General features: G+C 44.0%; 16 protein-coding genes. 14 read left to right on the top strand and 2 right to left on the bottom strand.

Features of this window, described 5'->3' with window-relative positions; genetic code table 11:
- Nucleotides 1–103 precede the first annotated feature (103 nt).
- The 12 genes from METLIM_RS07130 to METLIM_RS07085 all read left to right on the top strand — a co-directional run bounded on the left by METLIM_RS07130 (nucleotide 104) and on the right by METLIM_RS07085 (nucleotide 12977).
- Nucleotides 104–2197 carry a M3 family metallopeptidase gene (locus METLIM_RS07130; RefSeq protein ID WP_004077277.1) on the top strand — a complete coding sequence of 698 codons (2094 nt, stop codon included), beginning with the start codon at nucleotides 104–106 and terminating at the stop codon, nucleotides 2195–2197.
- Nucleotides 2198–2323: 126 nt separating this feature from the next.
- The gene (locus METLIM_RS15525; protein WP_004077275.1) at nucleotides 2324–2878 is read left to right on the top strand and encodes a class I SAM-dependent methyltransferase; all 555 of its coding nucleotides are present in this window, start codon (nucleotides 2324–2326) and stop codon (nucleotides 2876–2878) included.
- Nucleotides 2879–3045: 167 nt separating this feature from the next.
- Nucleotides 3046–3210 carry a DUF2080 family transposase-associated protein gene (locus METLIM_RS16080; protein ID WP_004076083.1) on the top strand — a complete coding sequence of 55 codons (165 nt, stop codon included), beginning with the start codon at nucleotides 3046–3048 and terminating at the stop codon, nucleotides 3208–3210.
- Nucleotides 3211–3216: 6 nt separating this feature from the next.
- Complete coding sequence (locus METLIM_RS17535) at nucleotides 3217–4074, top strand: IS66 family transposase zinc-finger binding domain-containing protein (protein WP_048145736.1); 858 nt, start codon at nucleotides 3217–3219, stop codon at nucleotides 4072–4074.
- Nucleotides 4010–4582, top strand: a complete 573-nt coding sequence (locus METLIM_RS17530) for an IS66 family transposase (protein WP_217178004.1) — start codon at nucleotides 4010–4012, stop codon at nucleotides 4580–4582. Before METLIM_RS17535 ends, METLIM_RS17530 begins: the two co-directional genes overlap by 65 nt.
- Nucleotides 4583–4854: 272 nt before the next feature.
- Nucleotides 4855–5727, top strand: coding sequence for a tetrahydromethanopterin S-methyltransferase subunit H family protein (locus METLIM_RS07110; RefSeq protein WP_004077274.1), 873 nt, complete (start codon nucleotides 4855–4857; stop codon nucleotides 5725–5727).
- A 5-nt stretch (nucleotides 5728–5732) separates the two neighbouring features.
- The gene (locus tag METLIM_RS07105) at nucleotides 5733–7571 is read left to right on the top strand and encodes an ASKHA domain-containing protein (RefSeq protein WP_004077273.1); all 1839 of its coding nucleotides are present in this window, start codon (nucleotides 5733–5735) and stop codon (nucleotides 7569–7571) included.
- Nucleotides 7572–7883: 312 nt separating this feature from the next.
- Nucleotides 7884–8519, top strand: a complete 636-nt coding sequence (locus tag METLIM_RS07100) for a cobalamin B12-binding domain-containing protein (protein ID WP_004077272.1) — start codon at nucleotides 7884–7886, stop codon at nucleotides 8517–8519.
- Nucleotides 8520–9776 carry a uroporphyrinogen decarboxylase family protein gene (locus METLIM_RS07095; RefSeq protein WP_004077271.1) on the top strand — a complete coding sequence of 419 codons (1257 nt, stop codon included), beginning with the start codon at nucleotides 8520–8522 and terminating at the stop codon, nucleotides 9774–9776.
- Between the two features lie 128 nt (nucleotides 9777–9904).
- Entirely contained in the window at nucleotides 9905–11917 is a 2013-nt protein-coding gene (locus METLIM_RS07090; protein ID WP_169312364.1) for a prolyl oligopeptidase family serine peptidase, read from the top strand.
- A 95-nt stretch (nucleotides 11918–12012) separates the two neighbouring features.
- Nucleotides 12013–12351 (top strand): hypothetical protein, encoded by a 339-nt coding sequence (locus METLIM_RS17360; protein ID WP_052300889.1) that lies wholly within the window; start codon nucleotides 12013–12015, stop codon nucleotides 12349–12351.
- A complete protein-coding gene (locus METLIM_RS07085; protein WP_342633014.1) occupies nucleotides 12249–12977 on the top strand; it encodes an alpha/beta fold hydrolase in 729 nt (242 codons plus the stop codon). Before METLIM_RS17360 ends, METLIM_RS07085 begins: the two co-directional genes overlap by 103 nt.
- Nucleotides 12978–13548: 571 nt before the next feature.
- Here METLIM_RS07085 and METLIM_RS07080 read toward each other — a convergent pair.
- Nucleotides 13549–14352 carry a winged helix-turn-helix transcriptional regulator gene (locus METLIM_RS07080; protein WP_004077269.1) on the bottom strand — a complete coding sequence of 268 codons (804 nt, stop codon included), beginning with the start codon at nucleotides 14350–14352 and terminating at the stop codon, nucleotides 13549–13551.
- An 8-nt stretch (nucleotides 14353–14360) separates the two neighbouring features.
- A complete protein-coding gene (locus METLIM_RS07075; protein WP_157202256.1) occupies nucleotides 14361–15077 on the bottom strand; it encodes a hypothetical protein in 717 nt (238 codons plus the stop codon).
- Between the two features lie 410 nt (nucleotides 15078–15487).
- On the opposite strand from METLIM_RS07075, the gene METLIM_RS07070 reads away from it, so the two are divergent.
- Nucleotides 15488–16192, top strand: coding sequence for a hypothetical protein (locus METLIM_RS07070; RefSeq protein ID WP_048145730.1), 705 nt, complete (start codon nucleotides 15488–15490; stop codon nucleotides 16190–16192).
- 92 nt (nucleotides 16193–16284) lie between these two features.
- On the top strand, nucleotides 16285–17466 hold the full coding sequence (locus METLIM_RS07065; RefSeq protein WP_048145728.1) for a hypothetical protein: 1182 nt from the start codon (nucleotides 16285–16287) through the stop codon (nucleotides 17464–17466).
- The last annotated feature ends 265 nt before the right edge of the window (nucleotides 17467–17731 follow it).

The raw sequence follows: 17731 nt of genomic DNA, 5'->3' as shown, positions 1-17731 counted from the left end.
GAAGGGAGATTAACACACAAACCGGCCGGCCTCTCCTCTTTTTGTCCTGCACAGATAATATTCTTTATCCCCCTTCAGAAAAATATCAGAATACTGATTTCCTATGCATAAAGACAGCAATAAATTTCTTAGATACAGTTTTTCATTTATCATTATCCTGACCGTTATACTTCTCATGGCAGCAGGATGCCTCCAGAATACAAGAGATGAGGAGACAGCAGGAACTGAACTTCCGGAAGAAAACAGTCCCATAAAGGCCCATTACTCCCCCGGAGAGATTACACAACTTACTGAGGAAGCAGAAGAGGCCGCAGATGTCTCACTGAATGCCATTGCTGAAATACCCCCGGAAGAGCGGAACTTTGACAACACAGTCCTTGCATTTGACCGGATAACGACGGACTATTCAGATGCCATCGGTCCTCTGACACTGATGGGATATGTATATCCTGATGCAGAAATAGCTGCGGAAGGCACATCCTGTGAAGAATCAGCATATACTTTCGAAACTGGGGTTTATACCCGCCGGGATCTTTATGATGCACTTAAGGAGCATAAGCCACGTAATCCGGAGGAAGCACGCCTCTACAGCGTAATAATCAGGGAGTTTGAAAAGAACGGGCTTAAACTTCCGGAAGAAAAGCTTTCAGAGGTCCGTGAGATGAAAAACAGACTCGGACAGCTTGAAACCCGGTATTCTGCCAACCTGAACAGTGACAACACCACACTTGAGTTTACCGCTGAAGAGCTTGCCGGGGTGCCGCTTTCATCAGTCAAAACATTTGCAAAAACTCCTCAGGGAACATACCTTGTCACCACGAAATCTCCCGACTATCTTGCGGTTATGACATATGCCGAAGATGAGAGAACGAGAATGAGGATGTACGGGGCATACAATAACCGGCAGGCAGATACAAACACGGCTCTACTTGAAGAAGCAATACTTCTCCGGCAGAAAATTGCTAAGGCACTCGGATACTCCACATGGGCAGATTATAAAACTGACGGCAGAATGGCAGAGAACACCGGCAATGTCATGGAATTTCTGGCATCAATGAAAGAACCCATAAAGGAGAAATACACCGGTGAGATGAGAGAACTCCTTACAGTCAAAAGGAGTACTGACCCTGAAGCAGCAACGGTCAGTCCCTGGGACATTACATACCTCCAGAACATAAAGAAAAAAGAGCAGTATGCATATAATGAAGAGAAGGTCAGAGAATATTTTCCGGCGGAAACAGTTCTTCAGGGACTTTTCAACACCTATGGTACCCTATTTGACATCAGATTTTCCGGGGTTGAGAATGCGCCCGTATGGTCTCCTGACGTGCAGCTTTACGAGGTGAAGAACGCAACCGGCAATGAGACTATAGGATATATGTATCTTGATCTCTATCCCCGTGAGGGCAAATACGGGCATTTCTGTGCCTCTCCGCTTATAACCGGGAGGCTGAAGGACGACGGATACTCAGTTCCGGTTGTGACAATCATAGGCAATTTCCACAGACCGGAAGAAGAGAGGCCGTCACTTCTGACAGTTAATGAGATAGAGACACTCTTTCACGAGGCCGGGCATGCAATGCACTTCCTTCTGACAGATGCTCCATATGGCAGTCTCTCCGGGTTTCATGTAGAATGGGACTTCATTGAGACACCCTCCCAGACGCTTGAGGAGTGGGCATGGGACCCAGAAGTGTTAAGATCAATATCCGGCCATTACAATAACTCCTCTGAAAAGATTCCGGCGGAACTGTGTGAACGGGTTATTGACGCCCGGAATGTCGGGTCAGGCAGTAAATACAGCCGCCTGATCATAAACTCCCTTGAGGATATGCGGTTTCACACTGCTGCGGGACCTGTAAATGCAACTGAGATCTGGTATCAGACATATGAGGAGATGACAGGAACGAGACCACCTGCCGGGATACATCAGCCGGCCTCATTCGGTCATATGATGGGTGGGTATGATGCCGGATATTACGGGTATCTCTGGTCAAAGGTCTATGCAATGGAAATTGTTGACGAATTCAAAGAGAACGGCATGACCAACCAGACAACCGGAATGAAATTCCGCAACGAAATTCTCTCAAAGGGCAATATGCAGGACGGAATGACACTTCTCAAAAATTTCCTCGGAAGGGAACCGGGACCGGAAGCACTGTATAAACACCTTGGAATAGAGAAAACACAGGCATAACAGTCCGGGGATTTTCCTTAAGGCCGGGATTCAGTCAGGGACACCTGGAAAAACCCTGAATCCGGCCCCACATATTACATAAAAAATATCCAAAAAACAGGCTAAAATTAATTAAGAGAGATGACAATGAGAGATTCCGCAGAAGAAAATAAGTGTTGGAATGAAGAAGATTTTGTAAAGGTCAGGAAGAAGGTTCTTGATCTCGCCAGGGTAAACAACCTCGAAATACTCGATATAGGTGCAGGACCACTCTCCGCCATAGCCGCGAAGTATTATGGCTGCACCGTCACATCCATTGATATTGACCGGAAAGAACTCCGGTTATGGAAGGAGTATGCAATAAAAGAGGGTGTTTCAGACAGAATCAGTTTTGAAGAGGAGGATGCAGCAGATCTCTGCTACTGCGACGATGCATTCGATGTCTGCATCAGCTTTTGTGCCCTGCACCATTTTCCCACAGGAATCAGAAATAAGGCCATATCTGAATTCCGGCGTGTCTCCTCAAAACGCCTTATAATTGCAGAATACACTGAAGAAGGATTTTCAGAGGTGCACAGCAGGGAGGATTTTGAACCTGTTGACCTCAAACGTCTGGAGGAAGATCTGAAAAATATGGGGGAACTCAGAGCATTTCCGGTAGTTAATATGATGATATATACTGTCGATAAGAATGACATATAGTTCCGGCAGCGGATACTAAAACCACAATATTAAGAGAATTTTTGTAAATGTTCAGTCTTCTGAAGCAATATCCTAATTTCCCATTTTTTTGAATCACTTTTCTGGAAATATCGCTATTTTGATTCAAATCGTAAGTTATATATACTTTAGATATCTAATAGATATCTGTGAAAAAAGTACCAATTGTTGCAGAAACTGAACTTAATGTCAAAAACATTGAGGGGTTCTACATTCGAAAAGTTACACCCTTTGGAACAAGTGCGAAGGTTGATTGTCCAAAGGAACACCTTGGAAAGAAAGTCTATCTTGTAATTGTAGGGCCTGAAGACTGATATCAGATGAATTGCGAAAGTATCCGTAATTACAACAAAACATACAGGTACAAGAAAGAAATAGCCAAATTATCTCATGATATTATTCAACTGAAGGTCGAAAACGAGAAGTTGAATAAAAAATTGAGTCAGGCTAATTCCACCAACATAGAGTTACTCTACGAAAATGAAAAGCTGAAAAAAGAATTCAATGAGTACAAATTCAGGCATCCACCAACTACAGGAGAAAAAGGTGGCAAACCATATGCCATAAAAAAAGAGTCAAAAAAAAGCACAACTAAAGATTCCAAGGATCCAGATAATAATAAAACAGAGAAGAAAAAGAAGAGAGGGGCACAACCTGGACATAAGGGTAATTTTAGGCCAAAACCGGAGAAGGTTGACATACATAAGACAATTGATGTGGCTGAATGCCCTTACTGCGGCAATACCAAATTGAGCAAAGTGCAGGAAGAAAGGACAAGAATTGTTGAGGATATCCCCATAGTTAAACCAATTGTTACAATGTATCATATCCCTCGGAGATATTGCTCAAAATGTAAAAAAATGGTTGAAGGAGAAGTTTTAGATGCTCTTCCAAACGCAAGGATAGGTTTAAGGGCTATGCTTACTGCGGTCTGGATGGATGTTGTAATGAAAGGTACTGCAGTTGGAATACCTAAAATATTTAAGAACTTTACCGGTTTAAAAATCAGCACTGGTGAAGTCAAAAAAATGGGTGAATTGATTGCAAAGGAATTCTCTGAATATTATGAGGTTCTCAAAGAGATGGTCAGAGAAGCCGGTGTCAGATACATGGATGAAACTTCCTGGAGAGAGAGTGGAATTAACAAATGGTTGTGGGTTTTGTTGCGGAAGGTGTAGCACTATACATGATTGCAAAACCCGCAGTCACAAGGAACCACTTTCTATTCTTGGAGAAAACCCAAAAGGAATAGATGTTCATGACCGATTCTCTGCGTATAATACATTGGCAAGAAAAACCGGAAACAGAGCACAACAGATTTGCTGGTTTCATCTTCTTGTAGATTCTAAAGATCTTTCAAAACTTTATGGTGAAGAGGGCAAACATATCCATGAAACAATGAAGTACATCCATGCTAAAGCAAAATCATTCGAGGGAAAAGGCCGCCCGGAGGATGTTGAAAATTTAATCTCAGAATTGCAGGATAAATTAGACCGACCTTATAAAAATTTAAAATGCAGGAAATTTGGGGAGAGTTTAAAGAGAGTTAAGGAAAAATTATTTCAGTTTGTGATTAATCCGAAAGTAGAGAGTACTAACAATAAAGCTGAAAGAGCTGTTAGGCCAATGACTGTAAAAGGAAAATTTCCGGAGGAACGAGATCACCAGAAGGTTCTCGGACATTAGAAATACTTGCATCTGTACTTTTTACCAGTCAGAACAATGGTGCAGATTTAATTGAAGATTTGCTTAATTTGATTCATCCTTCACAACACTGAATATATACGAATTTTTGTTATAACGCAACTGTGAAACTCATTTAATACAGGGGAATATGCCGGCTCTGACTACAGCAGAAGATATTTATCAGATTAACAGAGAATAGTCACAAATAGCCCGGAAAATTTATTTTCCGCCCTGTTCTATAACAGGACTGCATAATAAACAGGAGGAGAAATATGTTCAGATTTAAAGCAGACCAGAAGACGTATGATATAGCAGGCGTAAGAATTGGCGGACAGCCCGGAGAGAACCCGACTGTACTTATAGGCAGCATGTTTTATGGCGGGCATAAAATAGTCTCAGATGAGAAGAGAGGAATCTTTGATAAGGACGCGGCTGAAACACTTGTCAGAAGACAGGAAGAGCTCGGAGAGATCACAAAAAACCCTCCCCTCGTTGACATCATCGCCTCAAGCCCTGAAGCGATGATAAAATATATCGATTTCATTGCCGGAATTAATGACAAACCTTTCTTCATCGATTCCGCAAGCCCGGATGTGAAAATTGCAGCTATAAAATATGCAAAAGAGACAGGTCTTGAAAAGAGAGTAGTCTACAACTCAGTCTCAATAGAGACAAAAGAGAATGAGTTTGTGGCCTTAAAGGAGAACAGGATCGAGGCGGGAATACTTCTGACATATACAAAAGATCTCATGAGAAGCGGGGCAAGGGAGAAGGTGGTGGAAGATCTAAGGCCAAAGATGGAGGAAAAAGGTGTCACAAAGATTCTTGTTGACACTTTCGTAATGGATGTCCCCTGTCTTACACCTTCCGGAAAAGCAACCATTGAGATAAAAAGCCATACAGGCCTCCCATGCGGAACGGCGGCACACAATGCCGTATCCACGTGGAAAGGCCTTAAAGGAATGGTTGGAAAAGAGGGTGTAAAGGCAGCAGACCTGACTGCAAGCCTTATGCCGGCAGTAGCAGGTGCGGACTACATACTTTACGGCCCGATAGGAAGCTGTGAATACATATTCCCGGCCGTATTTACGGTGGATACATCATACAGGTACGCATACAGAATGAAAGAGACAATAGAAATCTGATTCCGATGCCTGAAGAGAAAAGCAGTGTCTCAGTGATGTTTGAACCGGACGGGAAAGTTGTCTCCGGAACTTCAGACACCCTTCTTGAACTTGCCCTGAACGGAAATGTGAGCCTTCGCGGAGAGTGCGGAGGGGCCGGAACATGCGGCAAGTGCAGAGTTCAGATAATAAGGCATTACGGGTCACTGAATGAACTTACACGGACAGAAGAAGAAAAGCTCAGTGATGACGAGATAAAAGACGGGTACCGCCTTGCCTGCCAGGCAAAAATCCTCAGCGGAAACTGCACAGTCTATATCCCTCCGGGAAGCAGAAGTGCAAAAAGAGAGATATCGGCAGTAGGACTTGACGAGGATGTAACACCGGAACCTGCGGTTAAAAAAATACACATACATATTGGAAAAAGTTCATTCAGTGACATCAGACCTGATCTGGAGAGGCTCAGGAGTGAACTCAGATGCCCAAAAGAAACTGAAATATCCCTTGGAACCCTGACAGAACTCCCGAAGATACTTAGAAAGTCCGGCTGGGATGTGACCGTTGGCATGTACGGCAACCGGATAATCTCCGTTGAACCGGGGGATACGACAGAAGAGATATTCGGTATTTCAGTTGACATCGGCTCATCAAAGGTCATATGCCACCTTGTAAATCTTATTACAGGTGAGACCATCGCAAGGGCAAATGCAGAAAACCCGCAGGTAATGTACGGCGAGGACATTGTCTCAAGAATAACCTATGCATCAAGAAAGCCGGAAAATTTAGGCAAACTGCGGAGACTTATAGCTGACACCATAAATTTCCTGATAGACTCTGTATGCAGGCAGAGCGGGATATCACCTGAAAGTGTATATGATATGGTATTTGTCGGAAATTCAGTGATGCACCATATATTCCTGGGAATAACCCCGAAATACATAGGTGTTGCACCATTTATTCCGGCTGTCGGGGATCTTGTCAGTTTCCCTGCAAAGGACCTCTCACTAAATATGAACGGCGAGGGGCTTGTGACTGCAATACCGCTGATCGGCGGATATATAGGATCAGATGCCGTTGCAAACCTTCTTATTACAAAAATCTATGAGCAGGACGAGATATCCCTTGTAATTGATATCGGAACAAACTCTGAAATTCTCCTTGGAAACTCAGAAAAGATCCTGGCATGCTCTGCTCCGTCAGGCCCCTCCTTTGAGGGTGCCCATATAAGCTCAGGCATGAAGGCAGTCAGCGGTGCAATCGAGAGTGTAAAAATCGAAGACGGAAATGTCATCTACAGAACAATAGATGATGTTAAACCAAAAGGGATCTGCGGAAGCGGCGTAATCGATCTTGTAGCAGAACTCTACAGGGAGAAGATAATTACAGGAACCGGAAAATTCAGGGACCTTTCCCATCCGAAAATCAAAGTGGACGGAGTCCCTGAATTTGTCATCGAAGAAAGCTTTGATACCGGAAATAACGGAGATATAACAATAACAGAGAAGGACATAAATGAATTCCTCCTTGCAAAAGGCTCACTTAAAACGGGCTGGACAATCCTTGCCGAAAAATTCGGAATAGAACCGTCACAGATAAAAAAAGTGTACCTTGCAGGGTCATTCGGGACTCACGTCAATATAGAGAATGCAGTAATTCTTGACATCATTCCGGGGATAAAGAGGGAGAATATTGTATTTGCAGGTGAGACTGCTGTTGGCGGGGCAAAGATAGCTTTAAAGTCGGTGCATGAAAGGAGAAAGCTTGAAAAAATTCTTGAAAAAGTTGAATATATTGAACTATCTGTTGAAAAATCATTTAACAGGCGATATATCAGGTCAATCCCTATATCCCGGGACAAAAATTAACAGTTACACCATGATTGCGAGAGAAACCCCGTCACGGAGGTTAATCCTGAACATTTCCGGATTAAGTCCGGACCGGACTTAATTCCATAATATCCAGATGTTACATCACAGCAGATATAAACTTTATGCATCTGTCAAAATAAAATGTCATATTAAAACCCTTTTTTTCCGGAAAATACTAAATTAAGGTCAGTTAGACCTAAAGTTCCTGCTAAAATGAGGCAGTCAGCGCCGGAGCATGGGAAAACTATTTTTACAACCTCCTCCAGATCACACACTTATCTCACATAGCTGTGAGAGGAGGCCATAAATATGACAGATATAAGAGAAAATTTCATCAATGCACTTGTCGATCTCGATGAAGTAAAGTGCATAGATATTCTTAATCAGAGAGTTAAATCTGAGGAAGATCCTTTCATCATTATTGAGGATGTGAGAAAAGCAACCGATATTGTAGGCCAGAGATTTGAAGAAGGACGCTTTTTTGTATCTGATCTTATGATGGCAGGGGAAATCCTGAATCAGATAATGGAAATACTAAAACCCGTCTTTGGTGAGAGCAAAGAGAACAAAGGAACAATCGTCATCGGAACTGTCGGGGGCGATGTCCATGATATAGGCAAAAACATAACTTCGGCCCTTCTTGAAGCCGAAGGATTCAATGTCATCGATCTTGGCGTGGACCAGCCTCCGGATGCATTCATTGAGGCGATTAAGGAAAACAAGCCCATAATTGTCGCCTTAAGCGGACTATTAACAGAAGCGACAGAGTCGATGAAAATTACTGTTGATGCCATAAAAGAGGCCGGACTCCGTGACCAGGTCAAAATCATCGTCGGAGGAGGACGGACAGACGAGGAGACCAGGGAATACACGGGCGCTGACGAATGGTCAGATGACGCAACAGCAGGAGTCAGGAAGTTTAAAAAGCTCGCAGGGGTGGAGTAGATGGATCCTGCACAGAGATATAATGAGAAACTTGCCCGCCTTGAGGCTGTAATTAAAGGAAAAGAACCCGACAGGGTACCGATTACCCCTATGATGAGCATATTTCATGCACATTATGCAGGCTATAAGTCAAATGATGTCATCTACGACTACCAGAAAAACAAAGAAGCAGCTCTGAAGGTAGCAAATGATTTCGACTTCGATTCCATGATCATTCTGACCGGCCTTGAAGCAACATTTATGAGCCTTACCTTCCTGCGCAATGCACCGGATGTTGTGCCGGTGGCAAGGTTTATGCAGGCGCAGTTCCATGAGGTGCTGGATGATGTCTATACCAAGTGGCCGGGCATTGAACTGGGGGACGACACTCAGCCACAGTTCATTGGCAGGGAGATTATGAAGGTTGATGAGTATGAGCTATTTACCAGAGATCCGACAGACTTCCTGAACAGGGTGGCATTCCCAAGAGTATGCAGAGCAATGGCTGAACCAGGATCTCCTGAGGCAAATGCAGCTTTTGCACAGTACGGCGCAGAGCTTGCAAAATTCGGTGCGGCACAGGGCGATCTTATTCAGTCACTCGCGCAAGCCGGAGTTCCCACATTTCCTACAGCCTGGAGTTATGCACCGCTCGATGTCATAAGCGATTTCCTCCGTGACATTAAAAACATCGTTCTTGACATCTACAGGCACCCGGATGAGGTAAAACGGGCGACAGAGGCACTAATACCATTACTTATAGAATCTGCAAAGGTAACCGGAAATATTCCGCCTGAAGTTCAGAAGGCACTCGGAACAGAGGTTGTGGAGTGCTTCTTCCCCCTCCACCTGAATGAATACCTGAATCCAAAGCTCTACAATGAGTTCTACTGGCCGGCACTCAGAAAGGTACTGGAAGAGGTGATCGCAATGGGCCAGACGCCGTATATTCTCTTTGAAGGAAGGCATGACGCCCACCTTGAAACTCTTCTCGAACTCCCGAAAGGAAAGGTAATCGGTGTATTTGACAAGACTGATCCAAGAAAGGTGAGAGAAGTGCTCGGTGACCATGTAATACTATCAAGCGGTCCGCCAAACTCACTTCTTATCGGAGGAACCCCTCAGAAGGTAGACAGCTTCATGAAAGATATGCTTAACGACTGCAAAGAAGGCGGAATGATGGTATATCCGGGAGTAGACGGCGGCATATCAGGTGAAGCAAAACCTGAAAACGTCCAGGCAGTTGTAGAAGCGGTAAAGAAATACGGGACATACTAATCTTACAGGAATAATAACCCAATCACATCTATTTTTAGAAATCGTACATCGTTTCGCCCGGAAATAAACTGCCAAATGTTATATATCAGAACAACCTCTGTAAAAATATGATATTGCGGCGCATTCCTGTGATTTTAACATATATTCTGCTTTCTGCTCTGGTACTGGCATTTATACCGGGGGCATCTGCTTCCACCCTGACACCGGATGATATTCTCTATATGGAGACTCCCGGCCATTTCACCCTCTCGGCAGACGGGGGAAACCTTGTGTATATCCGGTCAGCAGGAACCGATCTTACTCCTCCTGCAAACAACGGCACCCTGATGTATATTGATGTGAACTCCGCCACTGAACTTGCACTTACCGGCCCTGATCAGTCGGTCACCGCCTGTGCACTATCTCCTGACGGCAAAACGGTGGCATATGCGGCAATGCCCCGTGAAGGCGGGCCTGTATCCATGTATCTTGTGGATCTTTCAGATAAAAAGAGAACCCCTCTTTCCGGCATAACAGACGAACCTGCCGGAAGTTTTGCCTTCCTTGGAAACGACCGCCTGATCTTCACGGGAGCACCGGCCGGTGCTGCACCTGCGGATACCGAAGTTGCGATTGTCGTGGACGAACTGCCGGAACCTGTCATCCTCAGGACCTATTCGCTGAAAGACGGGGTTATTGCTCCCCTCTCTGCAAACAATGATGTCATTACGATCTGGTCGCCCTCGCCGGACGGAAAATATGTATTATACAAAGCATCCACAGACCCAAAGTCCTGGGAGACGGGGGCAACCTTCCGGTATGTTCTCCTAAACACGCTTACAGGAGAGGAGAAGGAACTCTTCATTCTTGTTGAGGGATACCAAGACGAAAATCAGTTTGCCTGGTCACCGGACAGCAGTGACGTCTATATCGAGAAGATCATCAACGGAGGACTTAGGTACCCGGTAGAAAATGCAGCAGAACTTCTTGTATATTCACCGGCCACCCAGAAACTTGAGGAAGTGCCCCTCAACTGGGAACGCGGGCTGCATATTGATATATTCAACAGTGATATTGAGGTCAACCCGTTCAACGGCGGAGCCTATCTCTTCCTCGCTGACGGCACAAACCCGAAACTTGTCCGGGCAACGCGGAGCAATGGCGGATGGAAGATGACAACACTTAACGGCAGGGATGCAGGAAACATCTTTGCTGCCGAATCCGACAGTACAGGCTCCACCATAGTATACAATTACAATTCAGCAAGCTCACCGCCCCAGTTATTCAGGGCAGCGGTTTCGGGAAGTGAGATAACAGACCCTGTAATGCTGACCGGCCTGAACCAGGATCTGATACAGAAGGACCTCGGGACTTCCGAAGTCACGAAATGGAAAGGTGCTCAGGGCGATACGGTATATGGTGTCATCCGGTACCCGCCCGGATATGAGAAGGGAAAGCTGTACCCACTGGTGCTTGTCATCCACGGCGGGCCGAACTATGCCGATTTTGACAGCTGGCGTGACACCTGGGAGTTTCCGTACCACCTGATAACAGACAAAGGTGCGGTAACCCTCTCGGTCAATTACCACGGCAGCACAAATTTCGGGCTGGATTTTGCCCGTTCAATTGAAGGAGGAAATTATTATAGCCTGCCAACAGAGGACATTATGACAGGAGTCGATCACCTTGCAGAAAGGGGCATCATTAACCGGTCGCAGGTCGGGGTGACCGGATGGTCGAACGGCGGAATCCTGACTCTTGCCCTTATAACCAAAGATCCAACGCTGAAAGCTGCGGTTTCAGGTGCAGGGACAGCCGACGAGAACTCACAGATAGCGAACACAAACGGCATCGTGATGGACAAGATGTATTATGAGAAGAGCCCTTACCAGGACCCTGCGGCATTCCGGAGTATTTTACCCGTCTACCAGGCAGAAAATGTCAGAACCCCGCTTCTGATGATGATCGGAACGAAAGATCCGCAGGTGGACCCGTCCAGTGCCTGGGTCACCTACCGGGCATATAAGGAGGGAAGCCAGGCACCAGTGAGGTTCGTTCTCTTCAAAGATCAGCCGCACCACATGACAACGCCGGAGACGCAGGCACGTAAGATACAGGAAGAGTTGGACTGGCTTGACCAGTATCTCTTCTCTTCATTATAACAGGGAAGATATAACAATCCGGCCTGTCACGAAGAGATATTACACAGACCGGACGCATCATAAATTATTTTAACCTCTTTTCTTAACAACTATCCATGGCAGAAAATTCATCGGACTCACTCTTCTCATCGGACTATCACAGGTGGCTGAAGGAGGAGATAGCACGGCAGAACGAACTCCTCAGTACAAAACAGACAACTGAAACATCCTGCGGGACGATGGAATACTCTCTCATCGGAAAAGGACCTGTAATACTTGCAATTCATGGTACACCGGGCGGATATGATCAGTCCCTGCTCCTCTTCGACTGGATAACACAAAAGGATTCTCACTGCTTTCTGTCAGCCGTCCGGGTTACCTGGGAACTCCCCTTGACACCGGAAAAACTCCGGCTGAGCAGGCTGATGCACTCGCTGCCCTGCTGGACGCCTTAAAAATAGAGAAAGTCCACCTGATGTTCGGCTCTGCCGGCGGAGCTTCCGGTTACGAATTTGCGATCCGGCATCCTGACAGGGTCAAATGCCTTGTTGCCATGGATGCAGTCTCTTCGCAGTATCTGCTCTCCGTCAATATCGGTAAGGTCATGGAAAAGCTCGTGATGTCAGGGCCGGGAGTTGAGTTAATGGAGCAGATGAGCCTGCATTTCCCTGAAAAGAGCCTTCAGGATGTCCTTAAGCACTCCTCACTCTGCCGTCCGGAGCAGATTAAAGAGCAGGTAAAGACAGCCATAAAGGACCCCGGTCAGATCAGAATGTTCTTCCGGATGGTACGCTCGATGACGGACTATAAGCACAGAAAACCCGGCCTTGAAAACGACCTGGATAAGATGGCCCGGATCGGCGACCTTCCGGTGGAGAAGATCACCTGCCCCTCTTTAATCGTACATGGCACTCATGACAGTGACGTACTCTTCTATCACGGTGTATATGCATATGAGAACATACCGGGTGCTGAGTGTTACTGGGTGAGAGAGGGATCGCACCTGCTCTGCGGGTGGATCTCACCTCGTGCAGATGAACTCAGGGAGAGGGTTGTTTCATTCCTCCTTGAGCACAAATAAGAATAAGAGTTCAGATTAGCTCAAATACACACAAATTTTGATCAAAATCAAAAACAAGCCAGCATAGGCCAATATAAACCAAAATAAACCTAAATTTTGACAAAATAAAGGACAAATTCCGACTAAAATCAAAAAATAACCGAAATAACCAGCAATAATCAATAATAAACAACCATAACAGAAGCCCGTCATTCCATGATCTCAGGTCAATCCGATATAAACACCGGCTGAAAAAAAGTGCCAATAGCAGGCCGTTATATCTCTGAATTTTATGCTCTGATTCCTGTAAAAAGCATGATATATGGCGAGAGGGTATGACTCTCAGATCTAATCGCTAGATCACAAAAATAAGCTCAAAATGGCGTTATTTTGGATAATATTTAGTTCCAAAATAGAGTGTTTTTCGCATCCTGATGAAGATCAGTTGGAATATAGGCTGTTCACAGGAGAGGTATCTTCAAGAACGGAAAAATTTATCATTGTAGTTTTGGTTTTGAAGCGGTGCACAAAAGGCAATAACAAAGAACAGAGATGTTGTTGACAGAGCAATATACATCCATTTCAGGCATCATTAGTGAACCCACCGGATAACATCCTCGTAAACTTCGATCATATGTCCAGTGAGATAATGACGGGTAATTGTCCCTTCTTTTTCCTGTACAATTATCTGATCATCTACCAGAAAGTGCATATGCCAGCTTACAGAAGGCCCTGATATCCCGGCATAACTACTAATCTCATGCCGTGATATACCCCTATGGTTCAAAACAGCCTCTATAATCTTTTTATCACTCCCATGTTTAAGGTGCATTATCATCTTTCGTTCTGCATCTGAAAAACTGCCTGAATTCTCAAAATACCGTACAGTATTCTTGCATTTCATCATTGTTATCATCCCAAAACCTATAAGGAGATCAAGATGATAAACCAGATTTTTATACGTATTTCCGGTACACTTTCCAATATCGGCCATCTGTACTCCCGGATTTTCCTTTACATAATTATAGATCTCACTCCTTGAGGGATTTTTAAGGATATTTTTCCGGGAAACCCTTTTAAATCCCCCTATAAGAAATAAACCGGACGATGAAAAACACTTGCACAAACAGATAATCACGGAGGATACCGCAGTAACTCCCAGAGCAACAAGTATCCAGAGAGGTAAATCAGAGAGATTTATCGTTTCCGGTACAGGATCATTGAGAAGTACAGTCTCTTCTGATCTGGGAGTAAAGTATAGATCACTATATTCAGGATATAGATCATATGCAGGCTGAACCACATAACCTCCTGTCTCAAAGGCCAAAACAGGAAATGTCACAACCGATGACAGGAGCAAAAGAAAAATTGGACACACCACCTTTAGATTAAACATAATTCACCTCAAAGTACAAGCAGCATAAATTTCCGTGTCCCAAAAACCCGTTCTCCTTCAACAACTGCATACCAGTCACCCGGATCAATACCATCCGGACGTGAGATCTGAAGAAATATTCTACCGTTTACCACACCATCACTGTCATCATAATATGGTCCCATAACTCCGTCCGGTGCAAAAATGGTGAGCTTTAAAGAGTCTTCTGCATCCCCCCATACCAGATCATAAGTAAACCTGTCAAGATCTTCCGGCATATCCCGGTGAAAATACTTTTTTTCGCCATCTGAGATGGATTTATCCATGTACCCGATTATGCGATACCCACTATAATCAGTGACAACATCTTCAAGACCCATCTCAGTTATCTGTGAAAGGTTTAGTTCGTGAATGTTTAATGGCCCGGTTTCATCCCAGATACTTGCACCGAACGGACACTCCGGGTATTCTTCACAAACCCGTGGATGCCTGCTGCCCCAGTAGTATGGCTGACCCCATACCTCATTAAGGAGTTTTAGATCAACATTTTCAATAATATTCTGATAATCCTCCTCAAAGTAAGCAATACGGGCTACATCTCCCAGCGTTATATTTTCTCCCCAGTGTTCATTGAGCCACTTCTGGCCTTCCACGGTATACTCTCCGGAAATTTCAAAGGCCAAAACTCCGGCATGCAAAGAGAGAATTGTTATTAATACACCAATAAACAGACAACTATTATTCACGGCAGTCAGACCCTCACCAAACCTCTGGGAAATACCCCGGATAAATCTAATATGACCAGCATAAATATAAATAGCTTATTCCGGATCGCTCTACACATTTATGGCACAGTCCTATAAAGGGGTTTTAACACGGAAAACCGGATCATTGAAGGTTAGACTATAGGAGTTTTTGATAGCCGTAATTTCAAAGTAAACCCATCACAAGTTAATTATTCACGACATTTTTGTAAAATTATCACATATAATACATATGTAGAGTATTCCGGAATAAAACGTTTTTAATACCACATCTTATCTGTTACTGTCAGCCGCCGGAAGAGAGGATTTTAACAATAACCTGCTCATCAGGGGGTTACGACAGCAAAACGGCAGGTCGGGCATAAAATGACCGGCTAAATGGAAGTGAAAATATGAAAAAATCTCTGAAATTCTCAATGCTTGCAGCATTTGTAATCCTGCTGGCATTTACAGCGCCTTCAGTAAGCGCCTTTGAAATATCAGGTACTTATACAGAAGAAGGACAGAAGTGGCTCAATGAACACTGGGGAGAAAAGATTACACTTGGTGAACTGGCGAAAATCGCATACACTGAAGAAAATTACGAAAAGATCAAAGAAAATGTAGACCCTAAACTGCTTGAAGAAGTCTGGAGTCAGACATACTTCTGGGGAGAGCACTACCCACCCAAAGAAGAGGTTGTACCCGGCCCAAAGATATTTAATGAAAATAGCAAGCTCGTCGAGGACCCGGACGGATCAATCCTTGCAGATATTATTAGTGGAAATATCAGAACACTTCGTTCAGGTATCATAGTTGACGCAGATCCGGTATCATACTCAGGAGGCCGCATCAGGCACAGTGGTAGCGGGTATGTATACGGGGCAGATCCAGTTGGATCTTTAATGGTTGAATCAAAACTACATGGAGATGGAAACTGGTTATCAACATCATACAATGCTGCATACGGTTATGACAACAGTCCTTATTACACTGTTTCTGCATCCGGCTCCAGAAGCCCTGTAAGCGGTACACTGTATCAATCACAAACAGTTGCACAGTCAGCAGATCCAACTGGCAGTGGAAGTACATGGTCACCTTCATACTATTATTCATGAAAAAAACTCATCTTTTTAGGAAATAAAGTATGAAACCAAAAATACATAACAACCATTTTTGTTTGCTATCTGCTCTATCAGTTATTTTCTGTTTGTTCTCTGTTGTGCCCTGTTACGCAACACCCACAGATATTGAAATACCAATACAGGCTTCTATCACGTCCAAAGTTTTTGTCTGCACTGACGATAATCTGGTTGCTACATATATAGGCAAATCCTGCCCTCCGGAGATCAAAGTATTCTATCCGGATGGAACACATTATAAGACCATTCAGCTATCAAATGAAACTTCAGACCTGGAATACCTTCAGATCTCAGATGACCGGCTTTATTACACTGAATATGACAGATCTGTAATATGGACTTCCCGGACTAAAACTGTCTATGAGTACAATATGACAACCAATAAAAAAAGTGTAATATATTCAGCAGGCTTCTATAACAATGTTGAACCAAGAATTGTTAAAATTGCCGCACACGAAGACTATGTTATAATTTATGAAGAATTTGGTGGTTCTGCCATTATACTCCACAAACTTTCAACCGGAACCAACCGGACAATATTTACATCTAATAAGATGATCCACGGCCTGTCTATTGATGGTGACAGAATAATGTGGGGATGTGAACGAACAGACGGGGAACCTGGAAGAGAGATCCATGTATATAATATCTCTTCCGGCAGAGATTACATCATTCCGGAGAGCAGATCCATTAAAACCTGGGGTTATGGAGACATTTCAGAAGATTATGTCGTCTGGAGCAGAACAGCAGAAGAACCCGACACATCTTGCGGACACCCCAGTCTCCTGACAGCTGGTTGTGAAATCCTGTTAACCGATCTTAATTCCGGAGATACCACCGTTGTGGAAGAAATCAACACGATAAGTACTCCATATATATCCGGAGATCAGATTGCATATTTAAAAAAGCCTGAGCTGGATTTTGAAAATACCGATACAGGTCTAATCAGGATATATGATCTCAAAAAGGAGGCATTCACCAATGCTGGATCAGATGTTGCAGGAATTTCCGATTTTGACGGTGAAATGCTGTTGTGGTACAGATTCCATCCGGCGAGTCACTGGATGACTGCAATATCAGGTAATATTCCGGATGTAACTGACCAAAAATCTATACAGGATAACCAGGAGGCTTTAGAAAAAGCCCAGAATATAAGATCTCAACACGAAAGTCCGATAGATTTTCCGGTTATCATTTCAGCATTAATAATCGACATCGTGTACCTTGTATCTGCAAATAAGAGAGAATAGCACTCTCTTTCAGAAATTTTGAGAAGAATTAAAACAATAAAAAGTGCATGAAGTTCCAAATGCATAAATAATTCAGAAAATCCATTTCAACAGTCCGGATTTATTCTATGCATAAAACAATCTGCAAAACGTGCAAAAATGAACTGACAGTCATGATAGACAACAAAGAAGAGAACAAATTAGGTAACGAAGATGAATATACAGAGATCAGGAAGAGTTAGACTGGCCTGACCAGTATCTCTTCTCTTTATTATAACGGGGAACA

Source organism: Methanoplanus limicola DSM 2279, assembly GCF_000243255.1.
Classification (GTDB): Archaea; Halobacteriota; Methanomicrobia; order Methanomicrobiales; family Methanomicrobiaceae; genus Methanoplanus; species Methanoplanus limicola.
Note: the sequence above shows the minus strand (reverse complement) of the source record. Positions and strands in the feature narration are given on the sequence as shown.

Bases quoted from the DNA above. Each gene is read 5' to 3' on its own strand.
- METLIM_RS07130 (WP_004077277.1), top strand. From the start codon at position 104: ATGCATAAAGACAGCAATAAATTTCTTAGATACAGTTTTTCATTTATC.
- METLIM_RS15525 (WP_004077275.1), top strand. From the start codon at position 2,324: ATGAGAGATTCCGCAGAAGAAAATAAGTGTTGGAATGAAGAAGATTTT.
- METLIM_RS17535 (WP_048145736.1), top strand. From the start codon at position 3,217: ATGAATTGCGAAAGTATCCGTAATTACAACAAAACATACAGGTACAAG.
- METLIM_RS17530 (WP_217178004.1), top strand. From the start codon at position 4,010: ATGAAACTTCCTGGAGAGAGAGTGGAATTAACAAATGGTTGTGGGTTT.
- METLIM_RS07110 (WP_004077274.1), top strand. From the start codon at position 4,855: ATGTTCAGATTTAAAGCAGACCAGAAGACGTATGATATAGCAGGCGTA.
- METLIM_RS07105 (WP_004077273.1), top strand. From the start codon at position 5,733: ATGCCTGAAGAGAAAAGCAGTGTCTCAGTGATGTTTGAACCGGACGGG.
- METLIM_RS07100 (WP_004077272.1), top strand. From the start codon at position 7,884: ATGACAGATATAAGAGAAAATTTCATCAATGCACTTGTCGATCTCGAT.
- METLIM_RS07095 (WP_004077271.1), top strand. From the start codon at position 8,520: ATGGATCCTGCACAGAGATATAATGAGAAACTTGCCCGCCTTGAGGCT.
- METLIM_RS17360 (WP_052300889.1), top strand. From the start codon at position 12,013: ATGGCAGAAAATTCATCGGACTCACTCTTCTCATCGGACTATCACAGG.
- METLIM_RS07080 (WP_004077269.1), bottom strand. From the start codon at position 14,352: ATGTTTAATCTAAAGGTGGTGTGTCCAATTTTTCTTTTGCTCCTGTCA.
- METLIM_RS07070 (WP_048145730.1), top strand. From the start codon at position 15,488: ATGAAAAAATCTCTGAAATTCTCAATGCTTGCAGCATTTGTAATCCTG.